We start from the raw sequence: 18164 nt of genomic DNA, 5'->3' as shown, positions 1-18164 counted from the left end.
TCACTTAGGCGGAAAAAATGAAAGCTCGCAAACTGCTGCTGGCCCTGTCTCTGATCAGCGGCTCCACCCTGGCGCATGCCGACAACTGGTCTTTTGCCAATGTCAGTGCCAACTACCTCGACTGGTCGTCCCGCACCACCGAACAAAGCGGCAAGAAAGACTTTGGCTACCTGGAAGCCGAAGGCGGCATGGGTGGCAACTGGGGTGATGTCTACGGCTTCTTCGACCTGGAAAACCCAGGCAAGAGCGACCAAGGCACCAACGGTTATGACCGCCGCTACACCACCAAGGCCATTGGCCGCTTCAACCTGACCCAGGTCGGCAACGTACCGGTACAGCTGTACGCACACGTTTACGACACCCGTGGCAACAACTTCTTCAGCCAGAACCGCGTGCTGGGCCTGAGCACCGAACTGAAGTACGGCAACCTCACCATCAAGCCCTTCATTGGCGCACACAACGAGCTGGACTCCTTCGGCATCGGTTCCGGCTACAACGGCTGGATGGCGGGCTATGTGCTGCTCTACCCGTTCAGCGCCTTTGGTCAGTCCTTCCTGGTGACCCAGTGGCATGAAACCGAATTCGCCCGCAAGCACGAATTCGTGGCCAACTACAAGCACAACACCGGCGAAAACGGTGCCATCGCCCTGTGGTGGAATGTGAACAAGCGCTTCACCACCGGCGTGCAATACCGCTATGCCGACCAGAAGCTGGGCTCGTCCGAGTACCAGAACGCGGTGATCTACAGCGCCAAGTACAATTTCTGATCCAGCGCCGATCACTGTTGTAGCCGTAATGCAAAACGCCTCCTGATGGAGGCGCCAGGCTGCTGAGTATGTAATTTGGTGCGATGGCACAGGGCCCGGCAAAGCCGGGCCTTTCGATTAAGTTATTGCGTCCACAGCCTTCCCGTCTATTCCCTATCCCCCCGCCCTTTCCCTGAAAGGGAGCCTCGCTTTCCTTCCGGAAAGCGAGAGAGGGATTTGATGTAAATCGGGCTTACTTGCTCTTGTTGGCCTGACGGTACAGCTGGATCAGGCGGCGGGTGGAGCTGTCGTGCTCGGCCGATTTCAGCTTGCCGGTCAGCTCGCCGTGGATGGTTTTGGCCAGTTGCTTGCCCAGCTCCACCCCCCACTGGTCGAAGCTGTTGATGCCCCAGATCACGCCTTGCACAAAGATCTTGTGCTCGTACAGCGCAATCAGCGAACCCAGGTTGCGCGGGTCGAGGAAGCTCATCAGCAAGGTATTGGTGGGACGGTTGCCGGCAAACACCTTGTGCGGCACCAGTGCTTCCAGTGCATCGCCCTTCATGCCTTGCGCGGCCAGTTCTTCCCGTACTTCGTCGGCGGTCTTGCCGCGCATGAAGGCCTCGGCCTGGGCAAACACGTTGGCCAGCAGGATTTCATGGTGACCGGGCAGGCTGCCACGGCTTTCCAGCGAGGCGATCAGGTCGATCGGCGAAATATGCGTGCCCTGGTGCAGGAGCTGGAAGAAGGCATGCTGGCCGTTGATGCCGGTTTCACCCCAGATGATGGGGGCGGTTTCGAAATTGACCGGATTGCCGTTGAGCTGGGTTTGCTTGCCGTTGGACTCCATGTCCAGCTGCTGGATAAAGGCCGGCAAGCGATGCAGGTACTGGTCGTACGGCGCAATCACGTGGCTGCCACCACCAAAGTAGTTGATGTACCAGATGCCTATCATGGCCAGCAGCACCGGCATGTTCTGCTCGAACGGTGCATTGCGGAAATGCTGGTCCATGATGTGCGCACCGTTCAGCAGCTCGGTAAAGTTTTCCTCGCCCAGATACAGCATGATGGGCAGGCCGATGGCCGACCACAGGCTGTAGCGGCCACCCACCCAGTCCCAGAATTCGAACATGTTGGACGGGTCGATGCCGAAATCCGCCACGGCTTTCTGGTTGGTGGATACGGCGACAAAGTGCTTGGCCACCGCTTTTTCGTCCCGCGCACGCTGCAGGAACCAGTCACGCGCGGTCAGCGCATTGGTCAGGGTTTCCTGGGTGGTGAAGGTTTTGGATTCCACCACGAACAGGGTGGTTTCCGAATGCACCTTCTTCAGGGTTTCCTTCAGCTGGGCACCATCCACATTGGAGACAAAGTGCATGTTCATGCGCGGGTGACCAAACGGACGCAGCGCACTGCATACCATCAGCGGGCCCAGGTCCGAGCCGCCAATGCCGATGTTGACGATGTCGGTGATGGGCTGGTTGGTATAACCCAGCCACTCGCCGGAGCGCACGGCGTGGGCAAACTTGCCCATGCGTTCCAGCACCGAGTTCACCTTGGGCATCACGTCTTCACCATCAACGAAAATGGGCGAATTGGTGCGGTTGCGCAGGGCAACGTGCAACACGGCGCGGTTTTCCGTGCTGTTGATCTTTTCCCCCTTGAACATGGCCTTGATGCGTTCCGGCAGCCCGGCTTCGCGCGCCAGTTGCATCAGGCCCTGCAGGGTTTCGTCGGTAATGCGGTTCTTGGAGTAATCGAGGAACAGGCCCCCCACTTCCAGGCCATAACGCTCGGCCCGCTCCGGGTCGCTCTGGAACAGCTCGCGCATGTGCAGCTGCTTGGCCTCGGCAAAGTGGTCCCACAGGGTTTGCCAGGCGGGGTGCTGGGTCAGTTCGCTCATGATGATTAATCCTCTTCTGTCCGTTCGGCCAGTCTCTTTGCTTTGAGACTGTGCTTGGTTTTTTCTAGTTGTCCGATCACACCGGGGCCGCGGCGCAAGGCCACGCCCACGGCCAGCACGTCGATGAGCACCAGGTGGATGATGCGGGAAATCATCGGGCTGTAGGTTTCATTGTCTTCCTGGGTGTCCGCCATCAGCGCGATGGTAGCGGCACGGGCCAGCGGCGAGCCACTGGCCGTAATGGCCACCACGGTGGCACCGGAAGCGGTGGCCTCTTCCACCGCGTCCAGCAGCTCACGCGAGCGGCCGGAGCTGGAAATGGCCACCAGCACATCGTCCGGCCCCAGTACCGAAGCCGCCATCATCTGGATGTGGGTATCGGCATAGGCCACGGTGGAAATGCCGAAGCGGAAGAACTTGTGCTGGGCATCGGCGGCGGTGATGCCGGAGTTGCCCAGACCGTAAAACTCCACCCGCCGCGCACGGGAAATGGCCTCGATGGCCGCTTCGATGGCCTGCGGATTGACATCGTTACGGCTTTTGAGCAGGGCGGTGACGGTGTTGTCGAACACCTTGGCCACGATTTCCGAGGTGGGGTCTTCCGGGCGGACGCTGGAGTGTACATAAGGCACGCCGGTGACCAGGCTGCCGGCCAGTTTCAGCTTGAAATCGGGCAGGCCCGAGCAGCCCATGGAGCGGCAGAAGCGAATCACCGTGGGCTGGCTGACGCCGGCATTGCGCGCGATATCCGCCACTGCGGCCTGCATCATGGTGTAGGGCTGCTCCAGCACCAGTTCGGCCACCTTGCGTTCGGCCGAAGACAGGGCTTCTAGCTGAGACTTGATTCTTTCCAGCATGGGTCAGTGCTCCAGGTGCGCCGCCAGCGCTGCCGACGCGCCGATCAGCGCAGGGTAACGGCTGTTGATGACAAACACCGGGATTCCCGCCAGATAAGCGGAAAAACGGCCCTTGTCCTCGAAGCGTGGGCGAAATGGCGACGTTTTGAAGTAGTCGATCAAACGTGGAACGATACCACCGCCAAGGTATACCCCGCCACGGGCGCCGAGCGTCAGCGCCAGATTGGCCGCTGCCGTACCCAGCATGGCGCAGAAGGCGTCCAGCGTTTCGCGGCAGCGCGGACAGTCGCCCGACAGGCCGCGGGCGGTGATGTCGGCAGCGGACAGGTCTTGCTCCGCTTCACCGGCCAGTGCCGCCAGCGCATGGTAAATCAGCACCAGACCGGGGCCGGACAGCAGGCGCTCGGCCGATACATGGCCGTGGCGATCGCGCGCGTAGCGCCAGATGGCAGCCTCGCGTTCGTCAAACGGGGCAAAGCTGACGTGGCCGCCCTCTCCGGCCAGCGGCATATAGCCGCCCGGCGACGGAATCAGGGCCGATACGCCCAGGCCGGTGCCCGGACCGATCAGCGCCAGCGGGCTGCCACTGATGGCGTCCCCGCCGCCGACCTGCACCAGTTCCTTGCGTGGCAGGTGGGGCAGCGACAGCGCCAGCGCGGTGAAATCATTGATGACGATCAGCGAAGTCAGCCCCAGTGCCTGACGGGTGGCTTCGATGGAAAACGCCCAGTGGTGATTGGTCATCTGCACCCAGTCACCCGTCACCGGGTTGGCAATGCCGATGGCGGCATGCGCCACCGCACGGCTGCCCACCTCGGCCAGATAGCTGCGCATGGCCGCTTCCAGCGTGGGGTGGCTGGCACAGGGCAGCACCTGGATGTCCTCCAGCACGCCGGGGGCGGTTTCCAGGGCAAAACGGGCATTGGTGCCGCCGATGTCGGCCAGCAGTCTTGGCCAGGTATTAGGCAGTCCAGTAGACATCAAGCGGGCACTCCGTCTGCAACAGGAAATGGCTGATGGGCAGGCTGTCATTGATACCTTGCGCAGCCTGATCGAACACCTGGCGCTTGCCCGCTCCCTGAATGGACAGGATGAGGCTGTCGCAGGCGAGCAAGGCGGCCTTGCTCATGCTGAAGCGCAGGTGCGGCGCGGTGAGCGGCTGGACGGCAAGCAAGGGCAGGCTGCGGGCCATGTCCAGCCCGTCAGCGAGCGCGTCAGCACCGGGAAACAGCGAAGCGGTATGGCCGTCCTCACCCATGCCCAATACGGCGACAGTCGGTTGTTGGTAAGCGGCATTGGCGGCGGCCAGTTCGGTGACGTCATCACGGGCATCGCCCACCAGCGGCAGGAAACGGGCGGCTGCGGCGGCATCCTGTAGCAGATGCTCGCGCACCAGCGCGGCATTGCTGTCCGGGTGATCCGGCGGGACGAAGCGTTCGTCCACCAGGGTAATCAGCACGCGCGACCAGTCCAGCGGCTGGCTGCGCAGGGCGTGAAAGAAGGGAACCGGCGATTTGCCACCGGATACTGCCAGCACGGCGCGGCCATCGCGCGCCAGAGCGGCCGACAAGCGTTGTGCCACGGTAGCGGCCAGGGCGGCGGCGCTGGCCGGTGCATCGGGAAATTCAAACCATTGCATGCATGTCATCCTCACCTTGCACCCGGCCCCTGATATCCATGACACCGGGTGATTGCCGCTCTTGCTGGCCGGCTTGTTATGAATTGTCCTGTCCGGGCAGGCCAGTGCGGCGGCCCGGACGGGTCAGGTCGATCAGCTTTCTTCGTGCCAGCTGATGCCGTCGCGGCTGAGCAGGGCGCTGGAAGCCGCCGGGCCCCAGGTGCCTGCGGTATATTGCTTGGGCGGGGTGTTGCTGCTGTTCTGCCAGCATTCCATGATGGGCATCACCCAGCGCCAGGCTTCCACCAGCTCGTCACGGCGCATGAACAGCGCCAGCTTGCCGCGGATCACATCCAGCAGCAGGCGCTCGTAGGCATCGGCACGGCGCACTTTGAAGGCCTTGTAGAAGTCCAGGTCCAGATAGGCCGGTTGCAGGCGCATGGTGTCGCCCGGTTCCTTGGCCAGGAAGTACAGGCGGATGCTTTCTTCCGGCTGCAGCTGGATCACCAGGCGGTTGGCGGTATGACTGCCGCTCAAGGGGCCGGAGAACAACTGGTGCGGCACGTCGCGGAAATTGATGACGATTTCCGCCAGCCGCTCCTGCATGCGCTTGCCGGTACGCAGGAAGAAAGGCACACCGGCCCAGCGCCAGTTGTCGATTTCCGCCTTGAGGGCGACAAAGGTTTCGGTCTGGCTGTCGGCCGGAATGCCTTGCTCTTGCAAGTAACCCACCACCGGCTGACCGGCCACCGCACCGGCCTTGTACTGGCCGCGCACGGTCTTGTTGGCCACATCCTGTTCGCTGAACGGGCGCAGTGCCTTCAGCACCTTGAGTTTTTCGTCCCGCACCGCGTCGGCTTCCATATTGGCCGGCGGCTCCATGGCGACGATACACAGCAGTTGCAGCAGGTGGTTCTGCACCATGTCGCGCAGCGCGCCGGTGCCATCGTAGAAGTCCCCACGGGTGCCGACACCCAGGTCTTCGGAAATGGTGATCTGTACATCGTGAATCCACTCGCGACGCCACAGCGGCTCGAACAGCGCGTTGGCAAAGCGGATGGCCATCAGGTTCTGTACCGATTCCTTGCCCAGATAGTGGTCGATCCGATAGAGCTGTTCTTCCTTGAAGAAGTGCGCCACCGCATCGTTGATTTCGTTGGACGAGTCCAGATCGATGCCCAGCGGTTTTTCCAGTACTACCCGCACATTGGGGCGGTTAAGTCCCACGGCGGCCAGGTTTTCACAAATACCGGCAAACAGATTGGGTGCCGTGGCCAGATAACAGACCACCACCCGTTCCGGATGCTGGCCCACCGCTTCGGCCAGTGCCGGATAATGGGCGGACTCACCGGCGTCCACCTGCAGATAGTCGATGCGGCGGCAGAAAGACTCCCAGGCCGCGGCATCGAAATGTTCCTTAATATGCTGACGGGCACTTTTTTCCACCAGCGCCAGGTAATCATCACGGTTCATTGCCTTGCGACCCAGCGCCAACAGGCGGCCTTGCTGGTTGAGCAGGCTGGCGGCATGGGCCTGATACAGGGAAGGCAACAGCTTGCGCATTACCAGGTCGCCGGTGCCACCGAACAGCACCATATCGAAAGCCGGGGTAGGCGTGCTACGGTTATCCATAGTGATCTTCCGTCTTGTGCATTTGCAATGTAGTTATATTACCACCCGATTTGGCCATGTCCATGCGTGCTGCCAGGATAATCCGCAGAAAGCAACACCTGTCCAATTGGGCAAAAAATCGTTAAATCCTTTACTGCATAGGCTTTCATGCCAGTTTTGCTCCACATGCCGCCATCAGTCCCTGGCTGATTCCTTGCAATTTAAGTGTAGTAAAACTACCATTTACCCACATTCATCACGGGAATTGCCATGGCCCTGCACCCGGTACTGCACACTGTTACCCAGCGCATCATAGAGCGTAGCCGCGCGCGTCGCGCGGCTTATCTGAATCACCTTAACGCCGCCGCCCAGCAGGGCAAGGTAGAACGCGCCCAACTGTCCTGCACCAACCAGGCCCACGCCTTTGCGGCCATGCCGGACAACGTCAAGATTCACCTGAAAGAAGCGCATCGCCCCAATCTGGCCATCGTCTCCGCCTATAACGACATGCTGTCCGCCCACCAGCCGCTGGAAGCCTACCCGGCCTGGATCAAGGAAGAAGCGCTCAAGGCCGGTGCCACCGCCCAGTTTGCTGGTGGTGTGCCCGCCATGTGCGATGGCGTGACCCAGGGTCAGCCCGGCATGGAGCTGTCGCTGTTTTCGCGTGATGTGATTGCCATGAGCACCGCGGTGGCCCTGTCGCACCAGATGTTCGACGCCAGCCTGTATCTGGGCGTGTGCGACAAGATCGTACCGGGCCTGCTGATTGGCGCGCTGACCTTTGGCCATCTGCCGGCGGTGTTTGTTCCGGCCGGGCCGATGACCACCGGCATTGCCAACGACGACAAGGCGAAGGTGCGCCAGTTGTTCGCCGAAGGCAAGGTGGGAAGGGATCAACTGCTGGAATCCGAGTGCCAGTCCTACCACGGCCCCGGCACCTGTACCTTCTATGGCACAGCCAATTCCAACCAGATGATGATGGAGATCATGGGCCTGCACCTGCCGGGCACCGCCTTCGTCAATCCGGGTACGCCGCTGCGCGAGGCACTGACCCGCGCCGCCGCCCGTCAGGCCGCCCACATTGCCGCCCAGGGTGAGAACTTCACCCCGGTTGGCCGCATGATTGATGAAAAATCCATCGTCAACGCCATTGTCGGCCTGCTGGCCACCGGCGGCTCCACCAACCATACCCTGCATCTGGTGGCCATTGCCCGCGCCGCCGGCATCGACATCAACTGGGACGATTTTGACGAACTGTCGGCCATCATCCCGCTGCTGACCCGCGTCTACCCCAATGGCAAGGCCGATGTGAACCACTTCCACGCCGCGGGCGGCATGGGCTTTGTCATCCGCGAGCTGCTGTCTGCCGGTCTGCTGCACGAAGACGTGGACACCATCGTCGGCCGTGGCCTGTCGTCTTACGCCAATGAACCCTGGCTGGACAATGGCACGCTGAAATGGCGTCCGGCCCCGGCCGTGAGCGGCGACGACAGCGTGCTGCGCACCGTGGCCGAGCCGTTCAGCGCCGATGGCGGCCTGCGCGTGGTGGCTGGCAACCTGGGCCGCGCCGTGATCAAGGTATCCGCCGTCAAGCCGGAACACCGCATCGTGGAAGCACCGGCCATCGTATTCAACGATCAGAACGACATGCTGGCTGCGTTCAAGCGCGGCGAGCTGGAACGCGACTTTGTCGCCGTCATCCGCTTCCAGGGCCCGCGCGCCAACGGCATGCCGGAGCTGCACAAGCTGACCCCGGCGCTGTCCATCCTGCAAGAACGCGGCTTTGCCGTGGCACTGGTGACCGATGGCCGCATGTCCGGCGCGTCGGGCAAAGTGCCCGCTGCCATCCACGTCTCGCCGGAAGCGGTCTTGGGCGGTAGTATCGGCAAGGTTCGCGATGGCGACATCGTGAAACTGGATGCCGTGGCCGGCACGCTGGAAGTGAAAGTACCGGCTGAAGAATGGGCTGCACGCGAACTGGCGCGTGCCGACCTTGCACACAATCAATTTGGCGTGGGACGTGAACTATTCGCGGTGTTCCGCGAATCCGCCGACGCCGCGGAAGCTGGTGCCATGAGCTTCCATCACCCGTTGTGGAGAAACTGATATGGACGCTTTGACCCTGTTGCGCCAGGGACCGGTCGTACCGGTCATCGTGGTAAATGACGCCGCTGTGGCGGTAGACCTGGCGCGTGCGCTGGTGGATGGTGGCATCCGCGTGCTGGAAGTCACCCTGCGCACCAAGGCGGCGCTGGCTGCCATGCGCCGCATGCGCGACGAAGTGCCAGGTGCCATTGTCGGCGCTGGTACGCTGCGCAACCGCGCCCAACTGGAAGCCGCGCTGGACGCCGGTGCCCAGTTTGGCGTCAGCCCCGGCCTGACGCCGGAACTGGCGTCCGCTGCGCGCAATGCCAACCTCACCCTGCTGCCGGGCGTGGCTACTGCCTCGGAAGCCATGCGCGCCCAGGACGAGGGCTTTGACATCCTGAAGCTGTTCCCGGCCGAAGCCGTGGGTGGCATCAAGCTGCTCAAATCGCTGGCCGGCCCGCTGCCCGACCTGCGTTTCTGCCCGACCGGCGGCATTGACCTGGCCAAGGCCAAGGACTACCTGGCGCTGCAAAACGTCCTGGCCGTTGGCGGCAGCTGGCTGACCCCGGAAGACGCCATTGCCAACCGCGACTGGGCCCGCATCACCGAACTGGCCAAGCAGGCCAGCGCGCTGGCGCAGTAACCCCACCCCGTTCCGTCAAAGCCCGCCCTGTGCGGGCTTTTTGCTGCGCCGCACACTGCAGGGTGATGGCACAGCCCGGCTAATCTGCACTACCATCAAGCCTTCATTTCCGAATGCTGCCGTCCCATGAAACTGTTTCTGGCCGAAGATGATGCCGTGCTGGCCGATGCCCTGCTCACCCGCCTGGGCCAACTGGGTTTTGCCGTCAGCCACTGCGACGATGGCTTGGCTGCACAACAGCTATTGCTGGCCGAGCACTTTGATGCGGTGATCCTGGATATCGGCCTGCCCGGTCAGGACGGCCTGAAAGTGCTGCGCAATGTGCGGGTACATCAACCGGCGCTGCCCATCCTGCTGCTGACCGCACTGGACAGCATGGAGGACCGCGTGGCCGGACTGGATGCCGGAGCCGATGACTATCTGGTCAAGCCATTTGAATTCCCCGAGCTGGAAGCCCGCATCCGCGCCCTGCTGCGCCGCCATCGCGCCACCGATCCACAACGCGATGAGCTGCAACGGGAAGAACTGCACTTCGGTCCCTTGCGGCTGGACCGCAGCGCCCAGCGTGCCTGGGCGGGAACGCAGGCGCTCGACCTTTCCGCCCGCGAACTGGAGCTGCTGTTCATCCTGATGCGCCAGGCAGAAAAAGTGCTGAGCAAGGAACAAATCTCCACTGCCCTGTCTGGCGAGGGCGAGGAAATCGGCAGCAATGCGGTGGAAGTGTATGTCCACCGCCTGCGCAAAAAACTGGATGGCAGCGGTGCCGGCATCCGTGCAGTGCGCGGCCTGGGCTATCTGCTGACCCTGGCCAGCGATGGCTGAGAGCAGCCCACCCCGCCCGCGCCAGCTATCACTGCGCCGCCAACTGCTGATCTGGCTGCTGCTGCCGCAACTGGTGCTGTGGCTGGCCGCCGCCATGCTGGCGCATGCCATGGCGGTGCGCTACGCCAATGAAGTGATTGACCAGACCCTGGCACAGACATCACGCGCGCTGGCGCGGCAGGTCAAGCCGTTTGGCAACGGCTTTTATGTCGATTTCCCCCGTGCCGCGCGGGAAATCCTGGAAGAAGACCCCAGCGACCGCGTTTATTACATGGTCAGCTCGCCGCCTTCCGCCTTCCTGCTGGGCGAGCCCGCCATGCCGCGGCCACCAGCACATCTGCCAGCCAAAGCCGGCAACAGCTACTTCTACAACGCCAGCATGAAGGGACAGGCTGTGCGCGTGGCAGCACTCTACTTGCAGGCCGGCACGCCGGAACAGCCGCAACTGATGCTGGTGCAAGTGGCCAAAAGCCGCGCCCTGAGTGCCGAACTCACCCGCAAGATCCTGCTGGACATGGGCCTGCCCCTGCTGGGGCTGATGCTGCTGACCAGCCTGTTGGTGTGGGCCGGCATCAGCCGTGGCCTGTCGCCACTGCGCCGCCTGCGCCGGGTGGTGGAAAACCGCTCGCCACGCGATATGGCACCGATTGAAGTCAACAATGCCCCGGCAGAAGTACGCACCCTGACCGCCGCCATCAACAGCCTGCTGGAAGAGGTCAACCGCCAGGTGGAGCAGCAGCGGCGCTTCATTGGCGATGCCGCGCATCAATTACGCACGCCGCTGGCCGGGCTGAAATCACAAACCGAGCTGGTAAAGGCCGAACTGCAAGGCCACACGCCGGATATCCCGCGTGCCTGCCGCCAGTTGGAGCAAGTGGAAACCAGCGTGGCGCGCTCCATCCACCTGGTCAACCAGTTGCTGGCGCTGGCCCGTGCCGAGCCGGAAGCCGGTTTGCAGCGCAGCCTGCTGGACCTCAACCAGCTCACGCGCGAAGTCACCGCCGAGGCGGTGCCGCGCGCGCTGGCGCGCGGGCTGGACCTGGGCCTGGACAGCAGCGATGAGAAAATGCTGGTGCTGGGCCACGCCGGCCTGCTGCGCGAATTGCTGGCCAACCTGCTGGACAATGCCATCCAGTACACCCCGCCAGGTGGTGAAATCACCGTCGAGCTGCACCGCCAGGGCCAGCAGTTGCGGCTGGCGGTACGCGACAACGGCCCCGGCATTGCCGCGGAGGAACGCGACAAGGTGTTCCAGCGCTTTTACCGGGTGAACAACCAGCCCGGTGGCAAGGGCTGCGGCCTGGGTCTGGCCATCGTGCAGGAGATTGCCCGCCGCCACCACACTCGGGTGGAACTGAGCGATAACACTCCGCATGGCCTGTGTGCCAGCCTGTTTTTCAAGCAGGAAACCGAAGCTGAATAAACCGTCCAGTAGTGTAGTTGACACACTACGTCGCACCATTTTGCTGCGCAGCAGCACCAGTTCTGTGCCTTTAACTGCCTGAATTCATTCCAATAGCATGTCGCAGTGCATTGCCGATGCTGCATTTTCTTACAGCAATTCCTGTCAAACCTTACACAAAACTTACAATCTGCCGCTATAGTTCTTGCACACCCCACCTACGGCCCTGTTCCACAAGCCAGGGGTGATACATAAAAACTGCAATGCAACGCTACAAAACGGAGACAAGAGAATGAAACGCAAGCAACTGAGCGCCGCCCTGCTGGCCGCCACCCTGCTGCCGGCCACGGTATTTGCCGGTGAAGTGGAAGTGCTGCACTGGTGGACTTCCGGTGGCGAGGCCAAATCCGTGGCCGAACTCAAAAAAATGATGACCGCCAAGGGCGATAACTGGAAAGACTTCGCCGTGGCCGGCGGTGGTGGCGACAACGCCATGACCGCGCTGAAAACCCGCGTGGTATCCGGCAATCCGCCGACCGCCGCCCAGATCAAGGGCCCGGCCATCCAGGAATGGGGTGCCGAAGGCGTGCTGGCCAATATCGATGCCGTGGCCAAGGCCGAAGGCTGGGACAAGCAACTGCCGCCGGTGGTCAGCCAGGTGATGAAATACAAGGGCCAGTACGTGGCCGCCCCGGTGAACGTACACCGCGTCAACTGGCTGTGGGTAAATCCGGAGGCCTTCAAGAAGGCCGGTGCCAAGGTGCCGACCACCTGGCCGGAATTCTTCGAAGCCGCCGACAAGCTGCAAAAAGCCGGCATCCAGCCGATTGCCCACGGTGGCCAGCCGTGGCAGGACGCCACCCTGTTTGAATCGGTGGCACTGGGCGTAGGTGGCCCGGCCTACTACAAGAAGGCCTTCGTGCAGCTGGACCAGGCTACCCTGGCCGGCCCCACCACCCTGAAAGTGTTTGAAACCCTGCAAAAGGTGAAAACCTATATCGACAAGGGTGCCGCTGGCCGTGACTGGAACCTGGCCACCGCCATGGTGATCAACGGCAAGGCCGGCATGCAGTTCATGGGTGACTGGGCCAAGGGCGAATTCACCGCCGCCGGCAAGAAGCCGGGCAAGGACTTCCTGTGCGTAGCCGCACCGGGTACGGCTGGCAGCTTCACCTTCAACATCGACAGCCTGGCCATGTTCAAGCAGAAGGACCCGGCAGCGCAGAAGGCACAGGCTGATCTGGCCGAAACCGTGATGAGCAAGAACTTCCAGGAAGTGTTCAACCTGAACAAGGGCTCCATCCCGGCCCGCCTGGACACGCCGATGGACAAGTTTGACGACTGTGCCAAGAAGTCCAAGGCCGACCTGACCGCCGCATCCAAGAGCGGCGGCCTGGTGCCCAGCTTTGCCCACAAGATGGCCATGGCATCGGCCACCGAAGGCGCGATTGATGACGTGATTTCGCAGTTCATGAACTCCTCCATGAGCCCGAAAACCGCCACCGAACGTCTGGCCAAGGCTGGCAAGGTGCATTAAGCAAGCAGCCATATTGCCCCGGGCCTGCTGCCCGGGCGCGCTATGCCGTAGACAGCTACCGGCCAAGCCGGCCCGGTCGCTGTCTGTCCCACACCGAAGCAAAACATGTACGCCGACTGCCCTTCCGCACCGTGAGCACGGTCGGGACGCGGCCTGCTGCGCGCCTGCGCCAGCACGCCACGGCTGCATGCAAGGATTGATTCATGTCCTCATCCCAATCACAAGCCAGCCTGTCGGCGCTGGCAGACCGCTGGTTGCCCAAGCTGGTGCTGTCGCCCACCTTGCTGATCAGCCTGGTGTTCGTCTACGGCTTCATCGCCTGGACCGGCTGGCTGTCGCTGACCGAATCGCGACTGCTGCCACAGATGGACCTGGCCGGCCTGATCCAGTACCAGGCGTTGTTCGAGAATGACCGCTGGTGGACTGCCGTCGCCAATCTGGGCATTTTCGGCGGTCTGTTCATCGGCTGCACGCTGGCCGTCGGCCTGTTCCTCGCCGTGCTGCTGGATCAGAAAATCCGCGCCGAAGGCACGCTGCGTACCATCTACCTGTACCCGATGGCGCTGTCCTTCATCGTTACCGGCACCGCCTGGAAATGGATGCTCAATCCCGACATGGGCCTGCAGAAGGTCATCAATGACTGGGGCTTTCCCGACTTCACCTTCGACTGGCTGGTGGACCCGGACAAGGCCATCTACACCGTGGTGATTGCCGGGGTGTGGCAGTCGTCCGGTTTCGTGATGGCGCTGTTCCTGGCCGGTTTGCGCGGCATCGACGACTCCATCATCAAGGCCGCCCAGGTGGATGGCGCCAGCCTGCCGGTGATCTACTGGCGCATCATCATCCCCAGCCTGCGCCCGGTGTTTTTCAGCGTGCTGCTGATCCTGTCGCACATCGCCATCAAGAGCTTCGACCTGGTGATGGCGCTGACCGGCGGCGGCCCCGGCACTGCTTCGGACGTACCGGCCATCTTCATGTACCAGTTTGCCTTTACCCGCGGCCAGCTGGGCCTGGGGGCTGCCTCGGCCATGATGATGCTGATGACCATCGTCGCCGTACTGGTGCCGCTGATGTATATGGAAACAAGGAGCGCCAAACGTGGCTAAACACCTGACTCCCGGCCGCATCGTGCTGTATGCCGCACTGGTGCTGATGGCCATTTACTACCTGCTGCCCTTGTACGTGATGCTGTCCACCTCAGTGAAAACCCTGGACGACATCCGTGGCGGCAACCTGATTGCCCTGCCGCAATCCATCACCTTTGATGCCTGGAGCAAGGCCTGGTCCAGCGCCTGCACCGGCGTGGAATGTGGCGGCATGAAGGGCTTTTTCTGGAACTCGGTGAAGATGGCGGTGCCCTCGGTGCTGATTTCCACCCTGATTGGCGCGGTCAACGGCTATGTGGTGTCGATGTGGCGCTTCCGTGGTTCGGACGTGCTGTTCACCCTGCTGCTGGTGGGCTGTTTCATTCCCTTCCAGGTGGTGCTGCTGCCGATGGCGCGCCTGTTGGGCGAGCTGGGCATTGCCAATACCACCAGTGGTCTGGTGCTGGTACACGTGATTTACGGCCTGGCCTTCACCACGCTGTTCTTCCGCAACTTCTTCGTCACCATCCCGGACGAGCTGGTAAAGGCCGCGCGCATTGACGGCGCCGGTTTCTGGACCATCTTTTTCCGCATCCTGCTGCCCATTTCCGGCCCCATCTTCATGGTGTGCGTGATCTGGCAGTTCACCCAGATCTGGAACGACTTCCTGTTCGGCGTGGTATTTGCCGCCGGCGAAGCCCAGCCCATCACCGTGGCGCTGAACAATCTGGTGAACACCTCTACCGGGGTGAAGGAATACAACGTGGACATGGCAGCGGCCATCATTGCCGCCCTGCCCACCCTGTTCGTTTACATGGTTGCCGGCCGCTACTTCGTGCGTGGCCTGACAGCCGGTGCTGTGAAAGGTTGAACGATGGCTGCTCTCTCCATCAATAACGTATGCAAGACTTACGCCAACGGCACCGAGGTGCTCAAGGGCATCGACATCGCCATCGAAGACGGCCAGTTCCTGATTCTGGTAGGCCCCTCCGGCTGCGGCAAATCCACGCTGCTGAACATGATTGCCGGGCTGGATGACATTTCCAGCGGCGATATCGAAATCGGCGGCAAACGGGTGAACGAGCTGTCGCCCAAGGACCGCGACATCGCCATGGTGTTCCAGAGCTATGCGCTCTACCCCTCGATGAGCGTGCGCAAGAACATCAGCTTCGGCCTGGAAATCCGCAAGATGCCGCAGGGCGAAATCGACGCCACCGTCGAGCGCGTGGCGCAGATGCTGCAAATGACCCACCTGCTGGACCGCAAGCCCTCGCAGTTGTCCGGCGGCCAGCGCCAGCGCGTGGCCATGGGCCGTGCGCTGGCACGCAACCCGTCCATCTTCCTGTTTGACGAGCCGCTGTCCAATCTGGACGCCAAGCTGCGGGTGGAAATGCGTACCGAAATCAAGCTGATGCACCAGCGGCTGAAATCCACCATCGTCTATGTCACCCACGACCAGATCGAGGCCATGACGCTGGGCGACCGCATTGCGGTGATGAAAGACGGCATCGTGCAGCAGTTCGGCAGCCCGCAAGACATCTACGACAATCCGGCCAATCTGTTTGTGGCGAGCTTCATCGGCTCGCCGTCGATGAACTTCATTCCGGCGCAGGTGGTGGAATCCGCCGGGGTGCTGGGGGTGAAAATCTGCGACGACCAGGGTTGCGTCATCCTGCCGCTGCCACATGCCCAGGACAAGATGAAGCCGTGGCTGGGCCGCGAAGTCATCTTCGGCATCCGCCCGGAGCAAATCACCGACGCCCGCACCGCCTACCGCGAAGGGCTGCCGGTGATGGCCTGCCATATCGACGTGATCGAACCCACCGGGCCGGACACCCTGGTGTTTGTCTCGCTCAACAACACCAAGGTATGCTGCCGTACCCACCCGACAGAAGCCAAACTGCCGGGCCACAGCATGGAACTGGTGTTCGACGTCTCCAAGGCCGTGCTGTTCGACCCGACTACAGAACAACGGATTGCCTGATGAGTCCTTTGCACGCAACACAACTGGCCCCCGAGGGGCCAGTTTTTTCTCCGGTAGCCGCCGGCCTGTGGCGGCTGCACGACTGGAATTTCTCCCCTGCGGAACTGTCAGCCTGGGTGGAGCATGCCATCCAGCTTGGCATCACCACGTTTGACCATGCCGACCTGTACGGCGGCTTTCGCTGCGAAGCGCTGTTCGGCCAGTGGCTGAAGGCCAACCCCGGCCAGCGCGAGCACATCCAGCTGGTGAGCAAATGCGGCATCAAGCCGGCAGATGCAAGCCGTGGCTGGCAGGTAAAGCACTACGACAGCAGCCGCGCGCATATCCTGGCCTCGGTAGACGCATCCTTGCAGAACCTGGGCACGGACTATCTGGACTTGCTGCTGATTCATCGCCCGGACCCGCTGCTGGACCCGGACGAAGTGGCCGAGGCCTTTGCCAGCCTCAAGCAAAGCGGCAAGGTGCTGCATTTTGGCGTGTCCAACTTCAGCCCCAGCCAGTTTGCCCTGCTCGCCTCCCGCACTGCCTTGCTCACCAATCAGGTGGAAGCCTCGCTGCTGCATAACGCGCCCTTGTTCGACGGTACCTTTGACCAGTGCCTGCAAGCTGGCATCCGCCCCATGGTGTGGTCGCCGCTGGCCGGTGGCCGTCTGTTACAACCTGCTGCCCAACCGGCACTGCACGCTGCCCTGCAGCAGATGGCAGCCGAGTTGGCGGTCACGCCCGCCACGCTGGCGCTGGCCTGGCTGTTGCGCCACCCGGCCCGCCCCATCCCCATTTCAGGCTCACGCCGCCTGGCTGCGCTGGATGAAGCAGCCGCCGCCTGCCGCCTGCAACTGGACCGCCAGCACTGGTTTGCCCTGCTGGCAGCGGCACAGGGCCAAGCGGTAGCCTGAGCGCTAATGCGCCATCGCTGTTTTAAACCTTTTTTTCTGCCTCACTTCACCTAAGCTCAATAAGCAGGACAATGACAAAGGGGATAAGACATGCAAGTGGCGGATATTTTTGAGCAAGCCTCGGGGCGACTGCCGATGGTGCCCAAGGTGGTACAGGAGCTGATTGAGAGCTTTCACAAGACCGATATCAATATTGATGAGATCAGCGACAAGGTAGGCCACGATCAGGTGCTCACCGCGCGGGTGCTGCGGCTGGCCAATACCGCCCGCTTTGGTGGCAGCCGCCGCGTGGGTTCGCTGGACGATGCGGTGGTGCTGCTGGGCTTTGATAACCTGCGCATTCTGGTGATTGCCTCCGGCATTACCGGTGCCACTGCCGGCATACCGGGCTTTGACATGAAAGGCTTCTGGCAGCGCAGCTTTGCCATGGCCAATACCGCCAAGCGGCTGGCCAAGCTGGCCAAGCTGGACGCGCAACTAGGTTATACCTGTGGCCTGCTGTCCAATATCGGCGAGCTGGTACTGCATGTGGCACTGCCGGAACAGGCGGTGCAGATCGACAAGATTGTGGCGGGCGGTGCCGACCGGGTAGCCACCGAGCGCATGCTGCTGGGCGTGGACCTGACCGAGGTGGGAGCCGAGCTGGCCCGGCGCTGGAACTTCCCGGACGACATCCAGCAAGCCATCCGCGATCAGCACGACCTGCTGGGCGACGTTTCGCGCTTTGCCATCGTGATCGGCCTGTCGGCCTATCTGGTGGCGGGCTTCAATCACGATATGAGCGAGGGCGACATGCTGACCACCCTGCCCTGGGCGGTGGTGGATAAACTGGGCATCGCGCGCGATGCACTGACCGGTAGCATCAGCGAGCTGAAAGAAGCCTGCAACGGCATTGACGACATGTTCTGAGCTGCCGTAGCAATACGAAAAAGGCTGCCTACCGGCAGCCTTTTGCTTTCACGTCCAACAGGG

At 62.1% G+C, this 18164-nt stretch carries 16 protein-coding genes; 11 read left to right on the top strand and 5 right to left on the bottom strand.

The features are described from left to right. Nucleotides 1-17 precede the first annotated feature (17 nt). Complete coding sequence (locus DLM_RS20850) at nt 18-767, top strand: outer membrane protein OmpK (protein WP_089082970.1); 750 nt, start codon at nt 18-20, stop codon at nt 765-767. A gap of 232 nt (nt 768-999) precedes the next feature. On the opposite strand, the gene pgi is transcribed toward DLM_RS20850, so the two are convergent. The 5 genes from pgi to zwf all read right to left on the bottom strand — a co-directional run bounded on the left by pgi (nt 1000) and on the right by zwf (nt 6756). After that, nucleotides 1000-2649 (bottom strand): glucose-6-phosphate isomerase, encoded by a 1650-nt coding sequence (gene pgi / locus DLM_RS20845; RefSeq protein ID WP_089082971.1) that lies wholly within the window; start codon nt 2647-2649, stop codon nt 1000-1002. Nucleotides 2650-2654: 5 nt separating this feature from the next. Beyond that, on the bottom strand, nt 2655-3506 hold the full coding sequence (gene hexR, locus DLM_RS20840; RefSeq protein WP_045846531.1) for a transcriptional regulator HexR: 852 nt from the start codon (nt 3504-3506) through the stop codon (nt 2655-2657). 3 nt (nt 3507-3509) lie between these two features. Then, complete coding sequence (locus tag DLM_RS20835) at nt 3510-4487, bottom strand: glucokinase (protein ID WP_089082972.1); 978 nt, start codon at nt 4485-4487, stop codon at nt 3510-3512. Beyond that, nucleotides 4468-5145 (bottom strand): 6-phosphogluconolactonase, encoded by a 678-nt coding sequence (gene pgl, locus DLM_RS20830; protein ID WP_089082973.1) that lies wholly within the window; start codon nt 5143-5145, stop codon nt 4468-4470. The genes DLM_RS20835 and pgl overlap by 20 nt, the downstream gene beginning before the upstream one ends. Before the next feature lie 132 nt (nt 5146-5277). Further along, nucleotides 5278-6756 carry a glucose-6-phosphate dehydrogenase gene (gene zwf / locus DLM_RS20825; protein ID WP_089082974.1) on the bottom strand — a complete coding sequence of 493 codons (1479 nt, stop codon included), beginning with the start codon at nt 6754-6756 and terminating at the stop codon, nt 5278-5280. Between the two features lie 249 nt (nt 6757-7005). Between zwf and edd the strand changes: the two genes are divergently transcribed. From edd to DLM_RS20775, 10 genes are all read left to right on the top strand, one after another. Beyond that, nucleotides 7006-8841 carry a phosphogluconate dehydratase gene (gene edd / locus DLM_RS20820; RefSeq protein WP_089082975.1) on the top strand — a complete coding sequence of 612 codons (1836 nt, stop codon included), beginning with the start codon at nt 7006-7008 and terminating at the stop codon, nt 8839-8841. A gap of 1 nt (nt 8842) precedes the next feature. Continuing rightward, the gene (locus DLM_RS20815; protein ID WP_089082976.1) at nt 8843-9466 is read left to right on the top strand and encodes a bifunctional 4-hydroxy-2-oxoglutarate aldolase/2-dehydro-3-deoxy-phosphogluconate aldolase; all 624 of its coding nucleotides are present in this window, start codon (nt 8843-8845) and stop codon (nt 9464-9466) included. 126 nt (nt 9467-9592) lie between these two features. Next, nucleotides 9593-10288: a response regulator transcription factor gene (locus DLM_RS20810; RefSeq protein ID WP_089082977.1), complete on the top strand. Its 696-nt coding sequence runs from the start codon at nt 9593-9595 to the stop codon at nt 10286-10288. Continuing rightward, complete coding sequence (locus tag DLM_RS20805; protein ID WP_089082978.1) at nt 10281-11711, top strand: sensor histidine kinase; 1431 nt, start codon at nt 10281-10283, stop codon at nt 11709-11711. The genes DLM_RS20810 and DLM_RS20805 overlap by 8 nt, the downstream gene beginning before the upstream one ends. 271 nt (nt 11712-11982) lie before the next feature. Continuing rightward, on the top strand, nt 11983-13227 hold the full coding sequence (locus tag DLM_RS20800; protein ID WP_089082979.1) for an ABC transporter substrate-binding protein: 1245 nt from the start codon (nt 11983-11985) through the stop codon (nt 13225-13227). 203 nt (nt 13228-13430) lie between these two features. Continuing rightward, nucleotides 13431-14333, top strand: coding sequence for a carbohydrate ABC transporter permease (locus DLM_RS20795; protein WP_045846540.1), 903 nt, complete (start codon nt 13431-13433; stop codon nt 14331-14333). A 46-nt stretch (nt 14334-14379) separates the two neighbouring features. Next, a complete protein-coding gene (locus DLM_RS20790; protein ID WP_420000725.1) occupies nt 14380-15183 on the top strand; it encodes a carbohydrate ABC transporter permease in 804 nt (267 codons plus the stop codon). Between the two features lie 3 nt (nt 15184-15186). Continuing rightward, the gene (locus DLM_RS20785) at nt 15187-16296 is read left to right on the top strand and encodes an ABC transporter ATP-binding protein (RefSeq protein ID WP_089082981.1); all 1110 of its coding nucleotides are present in this window, start codon (nt 15187-15189) and stop codon (nt 16294-16296) included. Beyond that, a complete protein-coding gene (locus DLM_RS20780; protein ID WP_089082982.1) occupies nt 16296-17192 on the top strand; it encodes an aldo/keto reductase in 897 nt (298 codons plus the stop codon). Before DLM_RS20785 ends, DLM_RS20780 begins: the two co-directional genes overlap by 1 nt. A gap of 90 nt (nt 17193-17282) precedes the next feature. Then, nucleotides 17283-18101 carry an HDOD domain-containing protein gene (locus DLM_RS20775; protein ID WP_089082983.1) on the top strand — a complete coding sequence of 273 codons (819 nt, stop codon included), beginning with the start codon at nt 17283-17285 and terminating at the stop codon, nt 18099-18101. Nucleotides 18102-18164: the final 63 nt, after the last annotated feature.

It is taken from the genome of Aquitalea magnusonii (assembly GCF_002217795.2).
Taxonomy (GTDB): domain Bacteria; phylum Pseudomonadota; class Gammaproteobacteria; order Burkholderiales; family Chromobacteriaceae; genus Aquitalea; species Aquitalea magnusonii_B.
The sequence above is the reverse complement of the archived record's forward strand: the minus strand, read 5'-3'. Positions and strand labels throughout refer to the sequence as shown.

Bases quoted from the DNA above. Each gene is read 5' to 3' on its own strand.
- DLM_RS20810 (WP_089082977.1), top strand. From the start codon at position 9,593: ATGAAACTGTTTCTGGCCGAAGATGATGCCGTGCTGGCCGATGCCCTG.
- edd (WP_089082975.1), top strand. From the start codon at position 7,006: ATGGCCCTGCACCCGGTACTGCACACTGTTACCCAGCGCATCATAGAG.
- zwf (WP_089082974.1), bottom strand. From the start codon at position 6,756: ATGGATAACCGTAGCACGCCTACCCCGGCTTTCGATATGGTGCTGTTC.
- DLM_RS20795 (WP_045846540.1), top strand. From the start codon at position 13,431: ATGTCCTCATCCCAATCACAAGCCAGCCTGTCGGCGCTGGCAGACCGC.
- DLM_RS20780 (WP_089082982.1), top strand. From the start codon at position 16,296: ATGAGTCCTTTGCACGCAACACAACTGGCCCCCGAGGGGCCAGTTTTT.
- DLM_RS20775 (WP_089082983.1), top strand. From the start codon at position 17,283: ATGCAAGTGGCGGATATTTTTGAGCAAGCCTCGGGGCGACTGCCGATG.
- pgi (WP_089082971.1), bottom strand. From the start codon at position 2,649: ATGAGCGAACTGACCCAGCACCCCGCCTGGCAAACCCTGTGGGACCAC.
- DLM_RS20815 (WP_089082976.1), top strand. From the start codon at position 8,843: ATGGACGCTTTGACCCTGTTGCGCCAGGGACCGGTCGTACCGGTCATC.
- DLM_RS20800 (WP_089082979.1), top strand. From the start codon at position 11,983: ATGAAACGCAAGCAACTGAGCGCCGCCCTGCTGGCCGCCACCCTGCTG.
- DLM_RS20850 (WP_089082970.1), top strand. From the start codon at position 18: ATGAAAGCTCGCAAACTGCTGCTGGCCCTGTCTCTGATCAGCGGCTCC.
- DLM_RS20785 (WP_089082981.1), top strand. From the start codon at position 15,187: ATGGCTGCTCTCTCCATCAATAACGTATGCAAGACTTACGCCAACGGC.
- DLM_RS20805 (WP_089082978.1), top strand. From the start codon at position 10,281: ATGGCTGAGAGCAGCCCACCCCGCCCGCGCCAGCTATCACTGCGCCGC.
- DLM_RS20790 (WP_420000725.1), top strand. From the start codon at position 14,380: ATGGCCATTTACTACCTGCTGCCCTTGTACGTGATGCTGTCCACCTCA.
- DLM_RS20835 (WP_089082972.1), bottom strand. From the start codon at position 4,487: ATGTCTACTGGACTGCCTAATACCTGGCCAAGACTGCTGGCCGACATC.
- pgl (WP_089082973.1), bottom strand. From the start codon at position 5,145: ATGCAATGGTTTGAATTTCCCGATGCACCGGCCAGCGCCGCCGCCCTG.
- hexR (WP_045846531.1), bottom strand. From the start codon at position 3,506: ATGCTGGAAAGAATCAAGTCTCAGCTAGAAGCCCTGTCTTCGGCCGAA.